We start from the raw sequence: 18,490 nt of genomic DNA on the forward strand, positions 1-18,490 counted from the left end.
CTCAACCCCCGCACCCCGCCACCCCGTTGGCAAGAAACACAACAGAACGGACACGACTCCGCAGGCCACGCCAAAGTCAAACCTTTAAATACAAGCTTACGCACCACAGGAGTTGAGCCAGACCTCGATTCTTCGCGGGAACCCAGGGAGCATCTGGACGCGATGCCGAGGCTCATCGGCGGACAGTCCGTTCATGGCCTTGCAGGATCCACGGCTCAGCGAGCGATTCCTAGCCGTTCGCCAGGAACTCGTCGAACGTGCGAGGCGGGCGCCCTGTCAGATCCCTCACCGCCGTTGTCACTTCGGACATGGAGCCGGCCGCCATGTCTGCATAGAGCCAGAGGAGGTCATCCACGAACCAGCCGGGCAGCCCTTGCGCCCGTAGATCCTCAGATGCCTTCTTGGGTGTCAGATCATGGAAGGGAATGGCGAGCTTCGCCGCGATCTCCTCATGCGTCAGTGCCTCCGGGCCGGTGAGCGCATAGGCATCGCCGCCTCCGAGCGGTCCCGTCAACAGCGCGGCGGCACAGGCGGCGACGTCATAGGCGTCGATGTACGCCACACGCCCCACGCCGTACGGACCCGCCAGGGAGCCGCTGTGGGTGAAGCCGCCCTCACCGGTGAAGAAATTCTGCATGTAGCCGGTGGGCCGCAGCGACGACCACCGCAGCCCGGACGCCTGGAGATGTTGCTCGATCTCCCAGTGCGCGCGTACGGACGGCTTCGCATCCGGTCCGGGCTGCCATGCCGACACCTTCACCACCCACGTGACCCCGACAGTCCGCGCCGCGTCGACGACACCGGTCTGCTGCCGGACCATCGGCTGCTGCCCGGCCAGGGGGAGCGCGCCACCACTGTTGAGCAGGAGACGGTCGACCCCCTTCAGGGCGGACGCCATCGATGCCGGATCGTCGAAGTCCCCGACGGGAACCCTCCGTTTATCGGGAGGGGAGCACGCAGAGCCTGGGACGCACCGTCGCCGAGGACGTCCGTACCCGCGTTCAGAGACTTTCGTCGGCGCACTCGAAGGCCCGACCAACCGCATCCGTCACCACGCCACTGCCGTCGTCTCTCATCGACATTCACAAGCCAATGTGCCACCAACTGACCCTGGAACTCGGTTCTGGCACACACTCCATGAGCGATCTCGAGTTGGGTCTCACTGCGTTCGTGCGGTCTGCGATCGGCACTGGTCGCGTGCTTGGGAGGGTCGCTCTGCGCAACCTGCTCGACAGGGGGAGTGCCATGAACTTACGGTTCGTCGAGCAGACCGTTGTTTGGATCCATGCCTTCGAACGTCCAATGAGTCAGTGTCCGGATGCGAGATTTGAGTTCCGATCTCGGGTGTTGGTGTCGTCGGCCGCCTTGGCTGCTGTTTCCGTGCCCGCCGCTGTGGCGGCCGGTGTCGGCAGTACCTCCCTCGGATCAGCTGCCCGGGTCCGGGCCGTGGGCGAGGGATATGTCGTGGGCGGCCTTCGGTATTGCGGTGCCGGAGCGGACCACGCTGTCGTGACGGGCCGGCAGCGCCCGGCGGCGCGGCAGGCCGGCGGAGCGAATGTCGTGGCGGGCGCGGCCACCGGGGTCGCGCCAACTGCGGACAACCCCACCCTCGGTCCTTCTGGGATGGGTGGCTCGCTTCATGAATCGGCCGGGGCGCTTGTCATGGCAGCCTGTTGACCTCTGTGGCCCTGGCGGTGAAGGATTCGGGCATGCTGCTTCTCGCCGGTCGGAGCGATCCCGCCGCGGGTGGTGTGTTTCTGCTGATCCGGGGGCTGGCAGTGATCTTCGTGGGAGGGGCCCTTGCTACGAAGAGAGGGGCTACTGGGATTCGCGACCTCATCCTGAACAGCCGGGAGCGGAACCCCGGGCAGCAGGCCAGAGACCGCGCCGTGTCTGAGGGCTTCCTGCGTTTCGTCGGTGGGTTCCTGGTGATCTGCGGGATGGTGGCGGTGCCTGTTTCCGTGGTCATGCTGACCCGCGGCTGACCTTCCTGGGCTGTGATCGATCCGACGCCGGGGGAGTGGGAGATACCCCGTATCCCGCTGCGCTACGACCGGGCTGTCGTCACCGGCACGGTCGTACACGAGAAGCTGCGCACCACCATTGCCGTGCGGCGGGGACGGGAGTACGACCTCGCTACACACCAGCAAGCGGCGATGCCTTAGCTGTTGTTCGCAGACCAGGATGCCGATCCCGGCCGCCCGCGCCCGCAGACGGAGTACGAGCCGCGGTCGGCGATCGACCTGAGGCACCGCGAGCCCTGAAGAAGTCCCGGACGGATGTCGGAGCCCTGGAGTTCACCGACGAGCAACTGCGCTACCTGCGGTCTGTCTTGACGAAGCCGGCCGGTCCTGACCGCGAGGCGATGAACCGGTACGGCCGGAGGAAGCCACTGCACCGCGCCCGGTGCGGGAGGATGACGGGCGCGTACTGCCCCCAGCAGCCGGGCCCACACCACGGAACAGAGGCCGGCCGCCGAGCGCAGCCAGTTCCACCCCTCCCGGCGGGACCGGTGGGTGTTCGGCGACTGCGACGGTGTCGCCTTCCTCATCAAGTTCGCCTGGACCGGCATCGTCCGTCACCAGCTCGTCAAGAGCGGATCGTCTCTCCAGACGACCCCGTCCTGACCTGCGAAGCCCTCAAGGCTTGCTTGAGAGTAGTCGTCAATATCTATGGACCGGCGGCGTCATGGAGTGCTGAGCCGATAGGTCCACATCTCGACCATCTGGCCATCGATGACTCGAATTAGCCAGATGAGGCGGATGTCTATGGCGCGTGGGCGACTTTCATGGCCGACGCCGCCGACCACCGACAGTAAGTCGTCGTTGCCGAGAATCGTGTCGATGTAGAACCGGAGTCCTGGCCGGGTGGTGTGGGTCTGTGTGACCGCGAGTTGCACGTCGGCGGGGCCATTGACCTCTGGATGCGCGTGATCGGTCCAATCCGGGCTGAGCACCTGCGGTGCAATGGAGAGGTCGCCCGTGTTCCACATCTGGAAGTACTGCTGTACGACCTGGTGGGAGGGGGCCGAGTCCGTATGCATGATGTTCTCCATCGCTGCTGGTTGATGGGCGCGTTCGAGAAGAACCCTTGAGATCCCGCCGCGCCGTGTGCTTGCCGGGAGGCCGCCCCTTCAGGAAGCTGCCTTGTTGCCCATGACTGGTTGCGCAACTTGGGCAGACCTCGCTCTGCCGCCTTCTCTTCAGCCTTCACGGACGCGGGCGTGCAGATGCATGTCGTGCCAACCATCGACATGGAGCAGCGCCCGACGCCGTACACCTTCCAGGCCGAATCCTGTCTTCTCGGCGATTCGGCAGGATGCGGGGTTTTCCGTTGAGTGGCCGAGTTCAAGGCGGTTGAAGCCGGCGTCCTCAAGTGCCCAACTCGACACTCGTGCCACTGCTCGGGAACAGACGCCCTTACCGCGGGCCTCCGGGGCGGTCCAGTAGGAGATCTCGGCTTGACCGCCGACCAGGACGACGGACTGGAGGGAGATCCGTCCGAGAAGCCTGTCATCGTGCGCATCGGCCACGGCCCAATGGCAGGCGGTCTCGCTGTCCCAGGCGCGCCTCCACTGCTCGATCCACTCCTGGGCCTCGTCCTCGGATTCCGCCTTGCGTAGATGCCAGTGCTGAATCGTCGGGTCCTGGAACACCCGTGCGACGGCGGCTGCATCGGAGGGCTGCCACGGTCGCAGCACCACGTCACCACCGATCGGCAGTCTCGGTTGGGTGGAAGCGTTGAGGCTGCCGGGAGGTATGACAGGAGTGACCAGAGATGGCATGGTCAACATCATGGCAAGGCGGCCCCGCCGCCGGGCAATATCGACGGAACCCGGCTGTTGGCCTTCGATCCTGTTCAGTGCCGGCGGACTCGCCGCAGGACCCTCACACCCCGCTTGACCCGCGGTGGCGCGGATGGCTGAGTAATTACCGTGACCCGTTGGTGAGTTGGGGCGGATCAAGTTGCGTGAGTCTCGGGGGCTTGGGCGAGGTGTTCGATTTCGAAGCGGGCGCCGCTGCGGACGAGGGTGACGAGGTGGGGTGTGGTGATCACGTGCCAGCGGGCCTGGACGGACTCGGCGAGTTTGCAGACCATGGTGAGGGCGGCGGCCGGGCTGCCGGATCGGCGGTAGTCGTGCAGCAGGTCGGCTCACGATTCGGTGGACTCGCGCAGCCTCTGGGTGAGCGCGACCAGCTCCTTGGTGCCGTCCATGTGCACGCCCATGACGACCGGGACGCAGGAGTAGGCCTGGCCCGGGCGGACCTTGGAGTGGGCGCCGTCGGCCCACGCGTAGACCCGGTCGCTGCCCGACAGGTCGCGGGCCTGGAAGGCTGCGTGGTAGTCCTGCCACTGCTCGGTGAGCCGCGTCACGGTGGGTGCGGACAGTCCGGCCGCCGAGCCGAGGAACTGCTTTCAGCACGAGCACGAAGTTGCCGGAGGACAGGCCGTGCAGGTAGAGCGCGGGCAGCACCTCGGTCGCCCTTGGCGACTTGCGGCACCAGGGCGGCAGGATCTTCGAGGGGAACCGCAGCCGCTCGCCGGTGGCCTCGTCCGGGCGACACTGGTTGACCTGCGGCGCACTGACCTCGATCGCCCTGGACGAGGTGGCCACCGTCCGCACCTGGTGGATGCCGGTGCGCACCACCGAGCGACCGCCCCGCTCGTCCGTCGCACCGGTGAACCGGGCTATGTACTGGGCGACTTTTGCTTCCGGTGCGGTGGCGAACATCCTGCGTCCGCCTTCGCGGACGATGTCGTCGATCAGAGGGTCTCCCGCAGCCGCCCCCGGCCTTTGAGCCGCCTCCGGCCTTTGTGTGCCCAGACCGAGGAAGACAGTCCCGGTGCGGTGGCTGTCAAGGGAGTGAAAGGAGCCAGGACGGAGCTGCGGGGTAGCGGAGAACTTGGCTGTACGCCGACAATGCGATCACCCTTCACCGTCCAGGGCCACCGGGCTCCCGGACCGGACCGAGAGGACCGACCATCACCATGCGCAAGCCTCTCCTCGCCACTCTCACCGCCGTTGCCCTCGGCGCCGCCGTCCTGACAGGCGCCACGGGCACGGCAGCCGCAGCACCCAACCACGTGAGCGGGGCGACCCCCACCGGCGTGACGGCCGCCGTGCACCCTGACACTACGTCCGCCTCGGTGACAGCCTCCTCCTTTGCCGGCACCGTGGCGCTCAGTAACTGTTCAGGCTCCTTGATCCGCATGCCGAACTCGCAGGCGACGGACCCGGGACTGGTCATGACGAACGGCCATTGCCTCGAAACAGGCCTCCCGAGCGCAGGTCAGGTCATCACCAACCAGCCCTCCACCCGCAGCTTCACTCTGCTCAACGCCTCGGCCGGCGCCGCCGGAACGCTCAAGGCGAACAAAGTCGTCTACGCGACGATGACCGACACGGACGTCACGCTCTACCAACTGACCAAGACCTACGCCCAGATACAACAGTCCACGGGAATCGCGCCGTTGACGCTGTCCGCTACCCACCCGATGCAGGGGCACGCGATCGACGTGGTATCCGGCTACTGGAAGCGGGTCTACTCCTGCTCCATCAGCGGATTCGCGTACCGTTTGAAGGAGGGGCAGTGGACATGGAAGGACTCCGTCCGCTACACCCCGGAATGTCAGGTCATCGGCGGCACCTCGGGTTCCCCGGTCATCGACACGACGACCGGGCAGGTCACGGCGATCAACAACACCATCAACGAGAACGGCGAGAGCTGCACCCTTGACAATCCCTGCGAGGTGAACGAGCAGGGAGCCGTCACCATCCATCAGGGCACCGGATACGCCCAGGAGACCTACGGCATCCCCGCCTGCTTCACGACGGGCAACAAGCTCAACCTGTCGGCCGCAGGCTGCACGCTCGCGAAGCCGACAGCGGTAGCGGCACGCTGAGTTGGCACCTGAGAGGGTAAGCAGAGCTTGTCCACGACGAGTATCCGCTTGCCCGCCACCCGCCACCCGCCACCCGCCCCTCGGCAGAGGCAGTAGCGCGGGCCGTGTGGCGGCCGGCCGTCCCGCCAGAGGGTCGCGTCCGAGCAGTAGATTGCGAAGGGCTCGTTCGGACCCCGCATTGCAGAGAGCCTCGCAGAACCAGCCAATGTCGGCTGACCTCTCCTCTGCGGGCCGGCCTCCATCGGCGGCCGGCCGGCCGTTCTCATGCGCTGTTGCGGAGCCGGGTGACGGTTTGCTCCAGGTCGTCGACGGCGCGCTGTTCCTGCGGCGACATCGGAGAACTCTTCCTTGATGGGGCGGCCGTGGCCGGGGAGAACAGTGCGTAGTGCTTCCCCATATTCCAGCCAGAGCCCATGGTTTGGTCAGGCTGGGGGAGGTGCGGGCCGAACGGGATGAGCTTGCCGTGGCCGAGCGCGTGTGGCAGCGGAGGAGTGAGCAGCTCGCCGACGAGCGGGCACAGGCCGGATCGCCGGTGGTTCAGGTGGCGGTCGGGCAGTGAGGGTGGTCCCGGAGCGTGGGCCGGGAGCTTTGGAGTCCGCGTTGCCGGCGGAGTATCAGCGCATCCTGACCATAGTGCTGGCCGCGCTGCGGCACGATCAGGGCCTGGCCGACATGGCCGACGGTAACGACGTCTCCGCCACCACCGTCCGGCGCTGGCGCGAGGAGCTGATCACCTTGCTGGCCGCCAAGGCCCACGTGCGCCCTGAAGAAGATCGCCCGGCGGGGCGGCGAGGTCGTCCTGATCGACAGCACCCTGATCCCCACCCAGCACCGCACCGGGACGGCGAACCGGCAAACACACCACCGCCACGGCCCGCACGTCCTCGCCCTGACCGACGAACAGGGCCGGATGATCTGGATCTCCGCGGCTCGGCCCGGCCGCACTCACGACATCACCGCCGCCTGCCGTGACCGCATCATGTCCCACCCACGCGCCGCCGTCCTCGGCGCCCGGGCCGATCTCGGCTTCCTCGCCCTGGACGACGACCCGGATGCCCCTGTGGTCGTCACCGGCTTCCAGGCCACCCGCGCCCGCAAGCCCACCACCAGCGAAAAGGAAGCGAACCGGGCGCTCGCCGCCGCACGCGCCCCGGTCGAACACGGCTTCGCCCATCTCAAGAACTGGCGGGTCCTCACCAAGTTCCGCACCGATCCCGCCCGCGCGACCGGCTTGCCGCGCGCCCTGTTCGTCCTGACGAACCTCGAAGGAGCCCGCTGACAGATGATCTACACCCGAGTCATCCGCCCAACACCAGCATGACCACCCCGAACGACCCTCACGCCACCACCCTGACCCGCTACTTCAAGAGGGCGCAGCTTCACTGAAGCTCGCAGCCACGGAGCGTCACGGAGTCCACATAGGTTTCTGAAGCTCGATCGCCGGTTTCCGGAAAGTCATATTCGGCGCGCTACGGCTCCGTCCTGCCGGCGGTAGAGGTCGCGCAGCAGGGAAATCTCGGCGCCGTGATGGATCAGCTCCCCTCGCCGCCCGTGCCTGCGATGCGCTCCACGCGGTCTGCGGCCCCGGCGGACGCCAGATCCTGGCCGCGCGGCGGCCCGCCACGGCCCGCGGATTCCCGACGACCTCCCCCTCGTGCGCGCCGGTGAGGACCAGGCCTACGCCGAGAACGATCCGCCCGTGAGCACAGTGCCCCTGCGGCCGCAATGACTGCCGGAACCGCAGTGACGGGCCCTGCTTGGCTGTACTGGGCCGGGAGGCCGACGACGCTTCCCTGTCGGACATTGGCAGCGGTGGCCGTGCCCGTGCCCGTGGGACTGATCGCGGTGCCGATCACTGTGAGTCTTCGCTTCCTTGTCCGGCGTTGAGTGTCGGCGGCCGGGCGCCGACGTTGGACAGGCGGTGAGAGATCACCTGGTCGGAGGAGTGCGAACTCTCATCTCGCTGCCGCCTGCGCTGCTACAGCCTGATCGCCCGATACGCCACACAGGGCACGGTCTAGTTCCTCCCTCTCAGCCCGTCCAGCACCAAGTCCGTCAAGCGCTCCGGCAGTTCCGGCTCGATCGGGCGGTGGCCGAGCAGGGAACGGGTCTGGAGCGGGGCGCAGAGCAGTTCCAGCGCCAGGGCCGCGTCCGTATCCGCCGGGAGTTCTCCGCGTTCGACGGCCCGGCTGACGATGGCGCCGGCCTGATCGAGGCGGGACTTCCAGAAGGCCTGCCAAGCCTCGGCGAGGTCCGGGTCGTCGGCGCTGAGCGAGGCCGCTCGGGCAACTGAGCGGCCGGTCGGGGTGGCCAGGTACTCGGCCAGCGCGCGGGCGAAGGCGGCCAGGTCGGTGCGGACGGCTCCGGTGTCGGGGACGGGGATGCCCTCGTCGCTGCCGGTCAGCATGGCGTCCAGCACGAGCTTCTCCCGACTGCCCCAACGCCGATACACCGTTGTCTCGTTGACCCCGGCACGGGCCGCGACCCCGGCGATGCTGAGCCGGGCGATGCCCTCCTCGGCCAGCACCTCCATGGCGGCCGCGAGAACGGCTTGGCGGACGCGTGCGGCGCGGCCGCCAGGGCGGCGGCGGATCGGTTCCGGTTCTTCCTCGGTCATGTGTCGATCACCTCGATCACCACCTTAACGCAGGGGTGCTTGCGTTAGGTGTCGTCCGGGTGCATAGTCGTTAACGCAATAGTTCCGGCTTTAAGAGCTGCAGGAGGCATCACCATGTCTTTCACCTGGCCCCTGGACCCGCAGGACCTGTTCGTCGAGCGCTACCCACAGATGACCCTCGGCCTCCCTGCCGACGAGGTGGACGCGGTCCGCGCCGCCGTCACCGAGATGTGGCCCGACCGGCCCGGGAGCTGGGTGTACGAGTGGTCCGCCCTCGCCGCCCGGCACGCCGAGGCCGGGTACCACCGCCTGGCCGCGCAGGCGTACGGCTGGGCCAAGTTCCCCTCACTGGCCGACGACCCGAAGCGCACCGCGCTCGCCCGCCAGGTCGAGCAGTACGCCCTCGCCGCCCCCGGCTTCCCGGTGGAGTTCGAGCGCCGCACGCTCACTGTCCCGTACCGCGGCGGCGAGGCCACCTTGCCGATCCACCTGATTGCCGCTCCCGGCCTGCCCGCCGGCGCGCCTGTCGTGCTGGCCAGCGGTGGGGTGGACTCCTGGAAAACCGACCTGCACGGGGTGTGGGAGCAGCTCGCGTTCGCGCTGCCCGCGCGGTTGCTACTGTTCGACATCGTCGGCACCGGCGAGACCGCCCACCTGCCGATGACCCCGGACGGCGGGGCCGAGGTGATCGCCGGACTGGTCTCCTTCGCCCGCACGATCGGCAACGGGAAGGTCGGCCACTTCGGCATCTCGATGGGTGGTTACTACTCTGCCCGGACCGGACTGACCGGGGCTGTGGACGCCTCCGTGGTGCTCGGCGGCCCGGTGGAGCGCTCCTTCGCTCCGGGCCGCGGCTTCGCCTTCGGCATGGACGGCATAGTCGGCAACGCCCTGGGCTTCGACGCCATGCCGAGCACGGCCGAGCGCGAGGAGGCCTTCGCGGCCTTCGATCTGCGCCCGCTGCTGGACCAGAACGTCAATGGTCCGATGCTGGTGGTCAACGGCACCGAGGACGTCCACGTCCCACTGGACGACACCCTGGTGTTCGAGGGCCGCCGGGACACGCGGGTCGAACTGATCCCGGACACCGGCCACTGCGCCATCTCGCGCTTCGACGAGGCGATGGCCGTGATCGCCCCCTGGCTGAAGAACGCCCTGATCGGCTGAACCGGCAGTCCTGTCGCGACACGAAGCCGCCGACCCGCGAACGCCGTGCGTGGCGTCGCCGAGAGGAGAGACCACGCACGGCGCCCGCGGCTCCGCGCCGGCGCTTGAGCCGTGTCCTGTGCGACTGGCCGGGCGAGGGAGGTTCTGCACGGGGCGGAAGCAGTGTTGCCATCCCGTGTGGGTGTGTTCGCTTCCTTGTCCGGGTTGGTTCTTGGCTTGGGATCCGGGCTTGGGTGCTGCGGGCCGGGCTGATTCGGTTTGTTTCGTGGGGTGTTGAGGGTTGATGTCCGGGCGCCGACGTCGGGCAAGTGGTGAGGATTACCTGGTCGGGGGAGCGGGAGCTCTCAGGGGCACCGTCAGCGCAAGTGCAACTGTCACCGCAGCCTGGACTGTCGAATGGGTCGCCTCACCCTCAACGACAACAGAACCCGGAAGTGCACCACGTCATCCAGGCGTGGGACCAGGGCACCGAGATGGCCGCTCACCACGGCCTCGGCATCGTCACCAAGGTCCTGTTCTACTTCTGTGACTCCGACAGCCCGGGGCAGCGCGTGTCGAACGAGAACACCAATAGCCTGCTTCGGCCGTACTTCCCCAAGGGCACCGACCATTCCGGCCAGCCTCGTGAGCACCGTCGAACAGTCTGGGGTCCTTACTCTCCCAGGGGGAGACGAAGAGGCCCGGCCGGACGCCCCATGCGTTCAACACGGCGATCAGCTCGGACCCGTCGGTGGCATCAGCGGAGCTGATGAGGAATGCTCCGATGTCGCAGTCGCAGTCGAAGCCGTCGATGCGTTCGCTGTCGTACTCCCGGTGCTCAAGGCGGAAGCTGGCCGGTGAACGGGACACGGAGGCGCGAGGGCCGGGAACGCAGCACGATACGGAATCCCAGGGCAGCACGGGACGGGCTTGAGTAAGGCCGGCAGTACCGCAGGAACCACCGGAACCACCGGAACCACACACGCTTCCTTCACGTCTATGGCGATAGTCAAGGCAACAGCGCCGACGACCACGGCGGTTTCGAAGCCGCCGTTCCCGACCATCACCGCACCTACTCCCAGCCCCGGCTCCCGCCCGGCCTTCTGGAGGAGAGCAGAAGGCTGTCTCCTCGATGTGCGGTCAGCAGCATGCAAGCCGTGAGAGGCCCCGCCACACGATGAGCAGCACCACAGATACGTCGACGCACGACACATCCGCGATCGGCGCACCGAGCCGGCGCAACACCGAGCTGGCGCTGCTGGTGTTCGCGGTCGCCATCACCGCGTTCGCCTACGCCGACGCGGGCCTGGCCATCAACAATCAGGTGCCGTCGGGCCTGCTGAGCTACGGACTGGGCCTGGGCCTGCTGGCCGGCGTCGCCCATCTCGTCGTACGGAAGACCGCACCGTACGCGGACCCGCTGCTGCTGCCGCTGGCCACGCTGCTGAACGGACTCGGCCTGGTCGTCATCTGGCGGCTGGACCAGTCCAAGCTGCTGCAGTCGATCAAGCAGGCAGGAACGGCCGCGCCGCGGCAGCTGATGTACACGACGATGGGCATCGCCCTCTTCATCATCGTCCTGATTTTCCTCAAGGACCACCGTGTCCTGCAGCGCTACACCTACATCTCCATGGTGGGCGCCCTGTTCCTCCTGCTGCTGCCGTTGGTCCCGGGCCTGGGCGCCAACATATACGGAGCGAAGATCTGGATCCACGTCGGCAGCTTCAGCATCCAGCCCGGTGAGTTCGCGAAGATCGTGCTCGCGGTCTTCTTCGCCGGTTACCTGATGGTCAAGCGCGACGCGCTCGCCCTGGCCAGCCGCCGCTTCATGGGCCTGTATCTGCCGCGCGGCCGCGACCTCGGACCGATCCTGGTCATCTGGTTCCTCTCGATCCTGATCCTGGTCTTCGAGACCGACCTCGGCACATCACTGCTGTTCTTCGGAATGTTCGTCATCATGCTGTACGTCGCCACCGAACGGACCAGCTGGATCGTCTTCGGCCTGATGATGTCTGCGGCCGGTGCCGTCGGCGTCGCCTCCTTCGAGCCGCACGTTCAGCAGCGTGTCCAGGCCTGGCTCGACCCGATGCACGAATACATGCTCAGCCGCCAGGACGTGGTCGGTCACACCGAGCAGTCGATGCAGGCGCTGTGGGCGTTCGGCTCCGGCGGCACCCTCGGCACCGGCCTCGGCCAGGGCCACTCCGAACTCATCCGGTTCGCCGCCAACTCCGATTTCGTCCTCGCGACCTTCGGTGAGGAGCTGGGCCTGACGGGCATCATGGCAATCCTGCTGATCTACGGCCTGATCGTGGAGCGCGGCGTGCGTACCGCCCTCGCCGCCCGTGACCCATTCGGGAAACTCCTCGCCATCGGCCTGTCAGGCGCATTCGCCCTGCAGGTCTTCGTCGTTGCCGGCGGTGTGATGGGCCTGATCCCGCTGACCGGAATGACGATGCCATTCCTGGCGTACGGCGGTTCCTCCGTCATCGCCAACTGGGCCCTCATCGGGATTCTGATCCGCATCAGCGACACCGCACGCCGCCCTGCGCCGTAGCGTGCACCCATCACGTCCGCGTACGTACCGCCGGTTCCGGCTGAACGGATTCGGCAGTTGTCCACCCGGGGTCGCGGGCCGGCAGTAACCGTTCGGAGGGTGATGAGGAGGACGGGGGACTGGCCCCCCGCGTACCGGTCGCCCCCGGCCGGGCCGGAAACAGATTGCCGCCCCCCTGCACCCGCTTCCGGGAGCGATCGGAGCCCTGCTGACTTGTACGTCGCGGGCCGGGGGATCAGCGGTAGTCGTCCGCGGGGCTGTTCTTCCCGCCGTGCGTGATGTCCTCGAAGTACGCCCAGGCGTCCGGTCGGCTGCCGTCGACGTCACGTACGTCATAGGTCCTGGCGAGCTCCGCGCTGGAGGTGGACTTCCCGTTCCAGCGGACGGACCGGTCCGGGTCGGCGGCGAGCGCGGCGACCGCGCGGGCGAGGTAGTGCGGTGATTCGGCGATCGCGAAGCCCGGTTCCCGGGCGATGGCGTCGCGCCAGTTGTCCTCGCTCACACCGAAGTGGGCGAGCATCTGTTCCGAGCGCAGGAAACCCGGTGTGACGGCGACCGCTGTGCCCCCGTACTCCGCCAGTTCCTCGCCCAGCCCGAACGCGATCCGGATCGGGGCGTTCTTCGCGAGATCGTAGTAGAGGTTCTCGCGGTATCGGCGGTTGGAGACCGCGGTGCCGTCGGTGACCTCCACGTGCAGCGGTGCGTCGGAGCGGACCAGGAGGGGGAGGGCGAGTGCCGCGGTGATCACGTGCGAGCGCACCCCGAGCTCCAGGATGCGCAGGCCGTCGGCGAGCGGTGTCTCCCAGCTCTTCTTGCCGAAGACGGAGCCGACGAGCAGGTGCTCGCCGCCCCAGAGGTCGTTGACCAGGATGTCGAGCCGTCCCTGTTCGCGGTCGATCCGTTCGACGAGGGCGCGTACCCGGTCCTCGTCCAGGTGATCGGTGGGGATGGCGATGCCGGTGCCGCCGGCCACTGTGACCAGTTCCGCGGTCTCCTCGATGGTTTCCGTGGTCCGGCCGACCTCGCTGGTGTGCTCGCGGGTGGTACGGCCGGTGACGTAGACGGTGGCACCGGCGCGGCCTAGTTCGACGGCGAGGGCGCGTCCGGCGCCGCGGGTGGCCCCGGCGACGAGCGCGATCCGGCCGGTGAGCGGGCCGTCCTGGCCGGTGTGCTGGATGTTCCTGTACTTGGTCATGGCACCACGGTGCACGTTAAAGGCGACAGCTCATGTCGCCTTTTCTTCTCGGGTTGTCTTCGCACTGCGGGGTGCGTTCAAGCCCTACGGGGCCGACGCCGACGCAGTGGTGACGAGTGCCGCCGGGGATCAGGGCCGGTGCGATCATCGAGACCGGCACCGACTCCTACCGCCTCGCCGGCACCCGAGCCCGAGCCGAAGTGCAAGCCGCCGTCGGCTGACACCTGTCGTTCCGCGCCGGGTGGTGGAATCACCTACTCGCCGGCGCGGGCCACGAGCAGTGGTTGGAAGAAGCCGGTCTCCTGTGGCATCCGCCACTCGAGGTCGACAAACCCGGCCTCGGCCGCGATGCCGGTCAGCCGGTCCTGGCCGAGTGCCCAGTAGGTGGATCGGCGGACCTGGACGCGCCATTCTCCGCCTTCCGGAAGGAGTTGGAAGTGCTCCAAGTCGTAGTGCTCACCGTCGTCATGCCAGTGCCACAGCTGGAAGGTGACGGCTCGTTCGCTGTCGTCGGCGCGGTCGGCGATCCGGTGGACCTGCGGCGGTGTCGAAGCCGGGTGGTCGCGCAACAGGTCGTCATAGGGGCGTGTGCTGACCAGCAGCAGACCAGAGGGGCGCAGCACACGGCGCATCTCGGCCAGGGCGGCGTGCGCATCCTGCTCAGTCAGCAGGTGAGGCAGCGAGTTGTCGGCGCAGACGACGGTGTCGAACCGGCCATCGGGAAACGGGAGGCGCCGCATGTCGGCGACGGCCGTGTGCAGGCGGAGGTTCCGGTGGGCGGCCTCACGGGCGGCGCGGGCGGCGGCGCGGCGACTGATGTCGGTTCCGGTGACGCGGTGCCCGCGCATCGCCAGGCCGATGGCCTGCGTGCCGATGCCGCAGGAACAGTCGAGCACCGCCGCACGGTCCTGGCCGATCAGGGCGTCCAGTGCGTTCCCCTGTCGGCGGATGCTCGCGTCCCAGTCCGGGTAGATCAGGTGGTAGTCGTCGGCCAGTTCGTCGTAGAAGCGCGCCACCGATGTCTTGGGCATGGCCCGAGATTACCGTTCCCTTTCAGGAGCGGCCCTGCCCTGGTCGCTCCTTGATCGGCGCGAAATCCCTTACTGATGAAAGTGCCGTCCTTTCCCGTGGACATCCGCGAGTGCGCTGATCGCCAACTGCTGTGGAAACTCATCGACAATCGTTGCCGCAGAATGTGCACGAGGCCAGTGGCGGGTGTGTGCGCGGGGCTCCTTGTACGACGTGCTTCTGCCGGGCGGGCCACGGCAGGTTCGCCGGGAAATGCGACTTGCCGGGCCGCGTGATTGCGTGGGGATCGGCTCAGACGACTATGACCCGGCGCCCGCGCGTGTGACCGGCATGGCTGTCGATGTGGGCGGTCGCGGCCTCGGCGAGCGGGTACGACTTTTCGACCGGGATGTGGAGCTTTGCCCGCGAGATGAGGTCCGTGGCTTCGGCGAGGGCTTGTGGCACGTTCCCGGTCACACCGGAGTACCGGGCACCGAGCTCCGGCGCGGTGAGATCGGCGATGGAGACCACCTTCTGCGCGTCCCCGGTCAGTTCGACGAGTTCACGGATGACACCCGAGCCGGCCAGATCGAGAGCCGCGTCGACATGGCCGAGCTGTCGCACCCGCTCCTTCCAGCCCTCACCGTACGTCGTGGCGAGGGCGCCCAGGCTGCGCAGATAGTCCTGGTTCGCGGCCCCGGCCGTGCCGATCACCGTGATGCCGCGGTCGCGGGCGATCTGCAGCACCGCCGACCCGACTCCGCCGGACGCACCGCTGACCAGCAGCGTCTGTCCGGACTGCACACCGGCCTCGCGGATGATGCGCAGCGCGGTTTCCACCACGGAGGGGTACCCGGCCGCCTCCGTGTAGGTCAGGCCTTCGGGCACAGGGGCCCAGGCCGACAGCACAGCGAACTCGGCATAGGTGCTTGCGCCTCGCCCGAATACGCGGTCGCCGGCCTCGACCCCTTCGACGCCCTCGCCGACCTCGTCCACTATCCCGGCGGCGTCCTGCCCGACCCCTGCGGGCAACTCGATCGGACGGACCTTCTGGAACTGGCCTTCGCGGATCCTCCAGTCGACGGGGTTCACGCCCGCCGCCCGCACGGCGATGCGTATCCGGCCGGGGCCCGCGTGGGGTTCCTCGGCGTCGGTGAGTTGCAGAACATCGGGGCCGCCGAACTCGGCGAAGCTCACTCTCTTCATGCGCCGACCGTAGCACTAACGGTTAGTGTTTAAAAACGGTTGTTGTTTTGTGTTTGGTAGTGTCAGGGCATGACCGTGCCGTCCGGACGTCGTGAGCGCAAGAAGGCCGCGACCCGCCAAAAGATCGCTGACACCGCCCTGCGGCTCTTCCTGGAACGCGGGTATGACGCGGTGGGCATCCGTGACGTGGCCACCGAGGCCGATGTGGCCGTCACCACGCTCTTCTCCCACTTCGCCTCGAAAGAGGCCCTGATATTCGAGCAGGACGACGACTTCGAGCGACGCCTCACGCAGGCGGCCACCGGCCGGCCGCCGCACGAGCCACTGATCCCCGCGCTGCGCCGCGAGATCCAGGCCCTGGTACGGCATTGCACGGCGGACGGCGCCGCCCCGATCTGGCGCATGATCGACGCCTCGCCCGCGCTGCGGGAGTACGAGGAGTCGATGAGGCTGCGCCATGCGGAGTCGCTGGCGACGGCCATCGCCGCCGATCTCGACCTGCCCGGGACCACAACGGCCTGCCGGGCGATCGCGAGGTTCGTGATCGATGCCTATTCGCTGGCCCGTGAGGCGCCCGATCCGCAGTCCGCGGTGGACGAGGTCTTCCGGATGATCGAGGCGGCCTGGAAGGTCACCTGCCCTGCTGCCCTCGATCGCGGGTGACTGCGCGCGGCCGAGAGCCTGGCGGACGCGTCGGCCACCGCGGCGACATGCGTAGCCGGCGCCGCCCAGCCGCTCGCACTCGCTGTTGGCATGCGGCGCGCCCGGATCCGTTCACTGCCAGTGGCCGCGCCACTGGTCGGGTGGCCCGGGGGTGAGACTCCCTCGGGTCACCCGACCGCGGACCTCCGCACGCCGGGACCGCTCATTTCCCTGCCAACCCTTGGAATCGGTCACCCGGGCCATGCCTCCACCAGGACGCGGGGCAGGAAGGTGGAGGTCGGGACACGGACCTCCATGCAGAAGTCGGACAGTTTCATTCCCGCGGCGTCGGTGTCGAGCTTCCGGTTCCAATAGATGTGCTGCTTCACCCGGTATCGGTCGGTCGATGCTTCCTCGACGGGGATCGATCCGGCGTATCCGTCCAGGGTGAGGGCCCCGTTGTCCACGCGACCAAAGGCGGGCAGATCGAATTCCATGTCCCCGCCGGTTTCCTGGGCGTTGGGCAGGAGTCCGGAGAGCGAAACCTTTTCCTTCGTGACGACTGTTTCCTGTGCGGTGTTCAGTTTGACGTAGATGTACGAGCCCTTGATCTCCATGGGGTGGATTGGTTCACCGTAGTAGAAGAACTTCGTCCGCTCCTTGTTCTGGGAGATTCCTTGGTACCTCCCCTTCTCTATCTCGTCCATCCGGATCATGAAGTAGGTGTAGTCCCGCATGTGGTCCCTGCCCAGGGCGCCTGCCAGCCGGTCCACTTCCCCCACCGAGGTCACCTCGGCCCAGGCTCCGGCGTCGAACGGATTCGGGGTGGCGTTCACAGTGATGCTCAGGATTTCGCGCAGCAGGCGAGCCTGTTTCTTCTTGTCCTTGGCCGCGTTCGCGGCCTTCAGCTCGTCTCCCAGAGAGGTGAGACTCGTGAACCGGTCGTTTTCGAGCGGAGAGAAGTGCCGGCCGTCGTAGTCCGTGTCGTCCCCGCTCTTGGTCGGTTCCGCGCGGAGGCTGGTGTTGGGGCCGAGGAACTGATTTCCTCCCTGCCACTCGTAGAAGGCGTAGCGAATTTCCTTGAGGTTGTTTCCCTGGAATTCGGCCGTGTCGCCCCCGCCCGTCTTGACCAGCGCGGCACGGAACCTCTTCTTGAAGTCGTCCCGGTTCATGTGCGGCGGAATCTCGACCTTCAGGTTCTCCAGCATCCTGTCGGTGATCACCTCGGGAATCGCTTGGCGCAGCAGGGACGCCTGCTGTCCGGAGTCCAATGAGTCCAGCGCGCCGGCCAGCTGGGAGTGGGCAACGATGTGGTGCGCGGTCAGTTCCCACCCGTTGTGCGTGTCGCCGGCGGCGTGGGGGTTGTCGCTACGCATCCGCTGCACGTACGGGTCGCCCGAGCCGGGCGCGGCGGCCGTCGCCTTCGCCGCTTCACGGGCCGGGGCGCTGCCGGACAGGACGCGTTTCGCATGCGCTTCCGCCTCCCGTTCGAACCGGTCGGACGGGTCGGAGACCCGGAGGCCGCCGCCGTTGTCGGTGCCGCTCACCGGGCCCTGGCGCTGCTGGACGACGTGGGTCAGCTCATGGGCCAGGGTGTGCCGGTCACCGCCGCCGTCGCCCAGCACGATGTGGTTTCCCGAGGTGTACGCGCGAGCGCCGATCCCGGCGGCGGAGGCGCGGGCGGCGCCGTCGTTGTGGACGCGTACGTCGGTGAAGTCGGCGCCGAACCGGGCCTCCATGTCCGCACGGGTTCCGCCGTCCAGGGGCTGTCCGGCGGAGCGCAGTACTTCGTGCACGGCGGAACGCTGCACCGACGGTTGTCCGCCCCGACCATGCTCGCAGCCCGCACCGTGCTGGTGCGTCTCCTCGGCCCACGGGTGGCCCGCCTGCCGCAGCATCTGGACCACGGCCGCGTTCCCCGTCGTGCTCTGCAGCGCGGACAAGCCCTGCGGGGCGCCGCTCTCGGCTCTCTCCGGCGCAAGAGAAGGCTTGCGTGCCGTCGAGCGGTCCTTTTCGGCGCCGTCGCGGGCGGGACTATGGGCGTGTGGGCGCATGCGGGGTGGCCTTCCGGCTGGTCGGGGTTAACTTCCCCTGCATACCCGGGACATGCGGTGCCGGGCCAGGGCTCCGAGGGCAGAGAGTGTTGGCCGGTGGGCACCGGGGCCGCTGCATGTTCAGCCGGTGGACATGGTGGACATGTGGGAGATACGGCACC

At 67.8% G+C, this 18,490-nt stretch carries 16 protein-coding genes and 3 pseudogenes; 9 read left to right on the plus strand and 10 right to left on the minus strand.

What is annotated here, in order from left to right:
* Positions 1–229: 229 nt before the first annotated feature.
* Positions 230–1,045: an NAD(P)H-binding protein gene (locus ABZ622_RS21610; RefSeq protein ID WP_360545460.1), complete on the minus strand. Its 816-nt coding sequence runs from the start codon at positions 1,043–1,045 to the stop codon at positions 230–232.
* Between the two features lie 664 nt (positions 1,046–1,709).
* Here ABZ622_RS21610 and ABZ622_RS21615 point away from each other — a divergent pair.
* Positions 1,710–1,985: a hypothetical protein gene (locus ABZ622_RS21615; protein WP_360545462.1), complete on the plus strand. Its 276-nt coding sequence runs from the start codon at positions 1,710–1,712 to the stop codon at positions 1,983–1,985.
* 12 nt (positions 1,986–1,997) lie between these two features.
* On the plus strand, positions 1,998–2,165 hold the full coding sequence (locus ABZ622_RS21620; RefSeq protein ID WP_360545464.1) for a hypothetical protein: 168 nt from the start codon (positions 1,998–2,000) through the stop codon (positions 2,163–2,165).
* A gap of 521 nt (positions 2,166–2,686) precedes the next feature.
* On the opposite strand, the gene ABZ622_RS21625 is transcribed toward ABZ622_RS21620, so the two are convergent.
* The 3 genes from ABZ622_RS21625 to ABZ622_RS21635 all read right to left on the minus strand — a co-directional run bounded on the left by ABZ622_RS21625 (position 2,687) and on the right by ABZ622_RS21635 (position 4,374).
* A complete protein-coding gene (locus ABZ622_RS21625) occupies positions 2,687–3,055 on the minus strand; it encodes a nuclear transport factor 2 family protein (RefSeq protein ID WP_360545466.1) in 369 nt (122 codons plus the stop codon).
* Positions 3,056–3,202: 147 nt separating this feature from the next.
* Entirely contained in the window at positions 3,203–3,784 is a 582-nt protein-coding gene (locus ABZ622_RS21630; RefSeq protein ID WP_360545468.1) for a GNAT family N-acetyltransferase, read from the minus strand.
* A 368-nt stretch (positions 3,785–4,152) separates the two neighbouring features.
* Positions 4,153–4,374 (minus strand): transposase, encoded by a 222-nt coding sequence (locus ABZ622_RS21635; RefSeq protein ID WP_360545470.1) that lies wholly within the window; start codon positions 4,372–4,374, stop codon positions 4,153–4,155.
* Positions 4,375–4,989: 615 nt separating this feature from the next.
* Here ABZ622_RS21635 and ABZ622_RS21640 point away from each other — a divergent pair.
* Both ABZ622_RS21640 and ABZ622_RS21645 read left to right on the plus strand, forming a co-directional pair.
* On the plus strand, positions 4,990–5,904 hold the full coding sequence (locus tag ABZ622_RS21640; protein WP_360545472.1) for a serine protease: 915 nt from the start codon (positions 4,990–4,992) through the stop codon (positions 5,902–5,904).
* An 817-nt stretch (positions 5,905–6,721) separates the two neighbouring features.
* Positions 6,722–7,183 (plus strand): transposase family protein, encoded by a 462-nt coding sequence (locus ABZ622_RS21645; protein WP_360545704.1) that lies wholly within the window; start codon positions 6,722–6,724, stop codon positions 7,181–7,183.
* A 176-nt stretch (positions 7,184–7,359) separates the two neighbouring features.
* Here ABZ622_RS21645 and ABZ622_RS21650 read toward each other — a convergent pair.
* Positions 7,360–7,449, minus strand: a pseudogene (locus tag ABZ622_RS21650) (DinB family protein); the annotation flags it as partial.
* A gap of 472 nt (positions 7,450–7,921) precedes the next feature.
* Complete coding sequence (locus tag ABZ622_RS21655; RefSeq protein WP_360545474.1) at positions 7,922–8,521, minus strand: TetR/AcrR family transcriptional regulator; 600 nt, start codon at positions 8,519–8,521, stop codon at positions 7,922–7,924.
* A 114-nt stretch (positions 8,522–8,635) separates the two neighbouring features.
* Between ABZ622_RS21655 and ABZ622_RS21660 the strand changes: the two genes are divergently transcribed.
* The 3 genes and pseudogenes from ABZ622_RS21660 to ABZ622_RS21670 all read left to right on the plus strand — a co-directional run bounded on the left by ABZ622_RS21660 (position 8,636) and on the right by ABZ622_RS21670 (position 12,224).
* The gene (locus ABZ622_RS21660) at positions 8,636–9,688 is read left to right on the plus strand and encodes an alpha/beta hydrolase (RefSeq protein ID WP_360545476.1); all 1,053 of its coding nucleotides are present in this window, start codon (positions 8,636–8,638) and stop codon (positions 9,686–9,688) included.
* Between the two features lie 455 nt (positions 9,689–10,143).
* Positions 10,144–10,302 (plus strand): annotated as a pseudogene (locus tag ABZ622_RS21665) (IS30 family transposase); the annotation flags it as partial.
* A 542-nt stretch (positions 10,303–10,844) separates the two neighbouring features.
* Complete coding sequence (locus tag ABZ622_RS21670) at positions 10,845–12,224, plus strand: FtsW/RodA/SpoVE family cell cycle protein (protein ID WP_360545478.1); 1,380 nt, start codon at positions 10,845–10,847, stop codon at positions 12,222–12,224.
* Positions 12,225–12,459: 235 nt separating this feature from the next.
* Here the strand turns inward: ABZ622_RS21670 and ABZ622_RS21675 are convergent, their stop codons facing one another.
* Positions 12,460–13,419, minus strand: a complete 960-nt coding sequence (locus ABZ622_RS21675; protein ID WP_360545480.1) for an SDR family oxidoreductase — start codon at positions 13,417–13,419, stop codon at positions 12,460–12,462.
* 137 nt (positions 13,420–13,556) lie between these two features.
* On the opposite strand from ABZ622_RS21675, the pseudogene ABZ622_RS21680 reads away from it, so the two are divergent.
* Positions 13,557–13,640, plus strand: a pseudogene (locus tag ABZ622_RS21680) (ATPase); the annotation flags it as partial.
* Between the two features lie 33 nt (positions 13,641–13,673).
* Here ABZ622_RS21680 and ABZ622_RS21685 read toward each other — a convergent pair.
* Complete coding sequence (locus ABZ622_RS21685; RefSeq protein ID WP_360545482.1) at positions 13,674–14,450, minus strand: class I SAM-dependent methyltransferase; 777 nt, start codon at positions 14,448–14,450, stop codon at positions 13,674–13,676.
* Between the two features lie 289 nt (positions 14,451–14,739).
* Positions 14,740–15,633: an NADP-dependent oxidoreductase gene (locus ABZ622_RS21690; RefSeq protein ID WP_360545484.1), complete on the minus strand. Its 894-nt coding sequence runs from the start codon at positions 15,631–15,633 to the stop codon at positions 14,740–14,742.
* 69 nt (positions 15,634–15,702) lie between these two features.
* On the opposite strand from ABZ622_RS21690, the gene ABZ622_RS21695 reads away from it, so the two are divergent.
* On the plus strand, positions 15,703–16,296 hold the full coding sequence (locus ABZ622_RS21695; protein WP_360545486.1) for a helix-turn-helix domain-containing protein: 594 nt from the start codon (positions 15,703–15,705) through the stop codon (positions 16,294–16,296).
* A 230-nt stretch (positions 16,297–16,526) separates the two neighbouring features.
* On the opposite strand, the gene ABZ622_RS21700 is transcribed toward ABZ622_RS21695, so the two are convergent.
* On the minus strand, positions 16,527–18,329 hold the full coding sequence (locus ABZ622_RS21700) for a DUF4157 domain-containing protein (protein WP_360545488.1): 1,803 nt from the start codon (positions 18,327–18,329) through the stop codon (positions 16,527–16,529).
* Between the last annotated feature and the right edge of the window lie 161 nt (positions 18,330–18,490).

This window comes from Streptomyces sp. NPDC007164 (genome assembly GCF_040634135.1).
GTDB lineage: Bacteria > Actinomycetota > Actinomycetes > Streptomycetales > Streptomycetaceae > Streptomyces > Streptomyces sanglieri.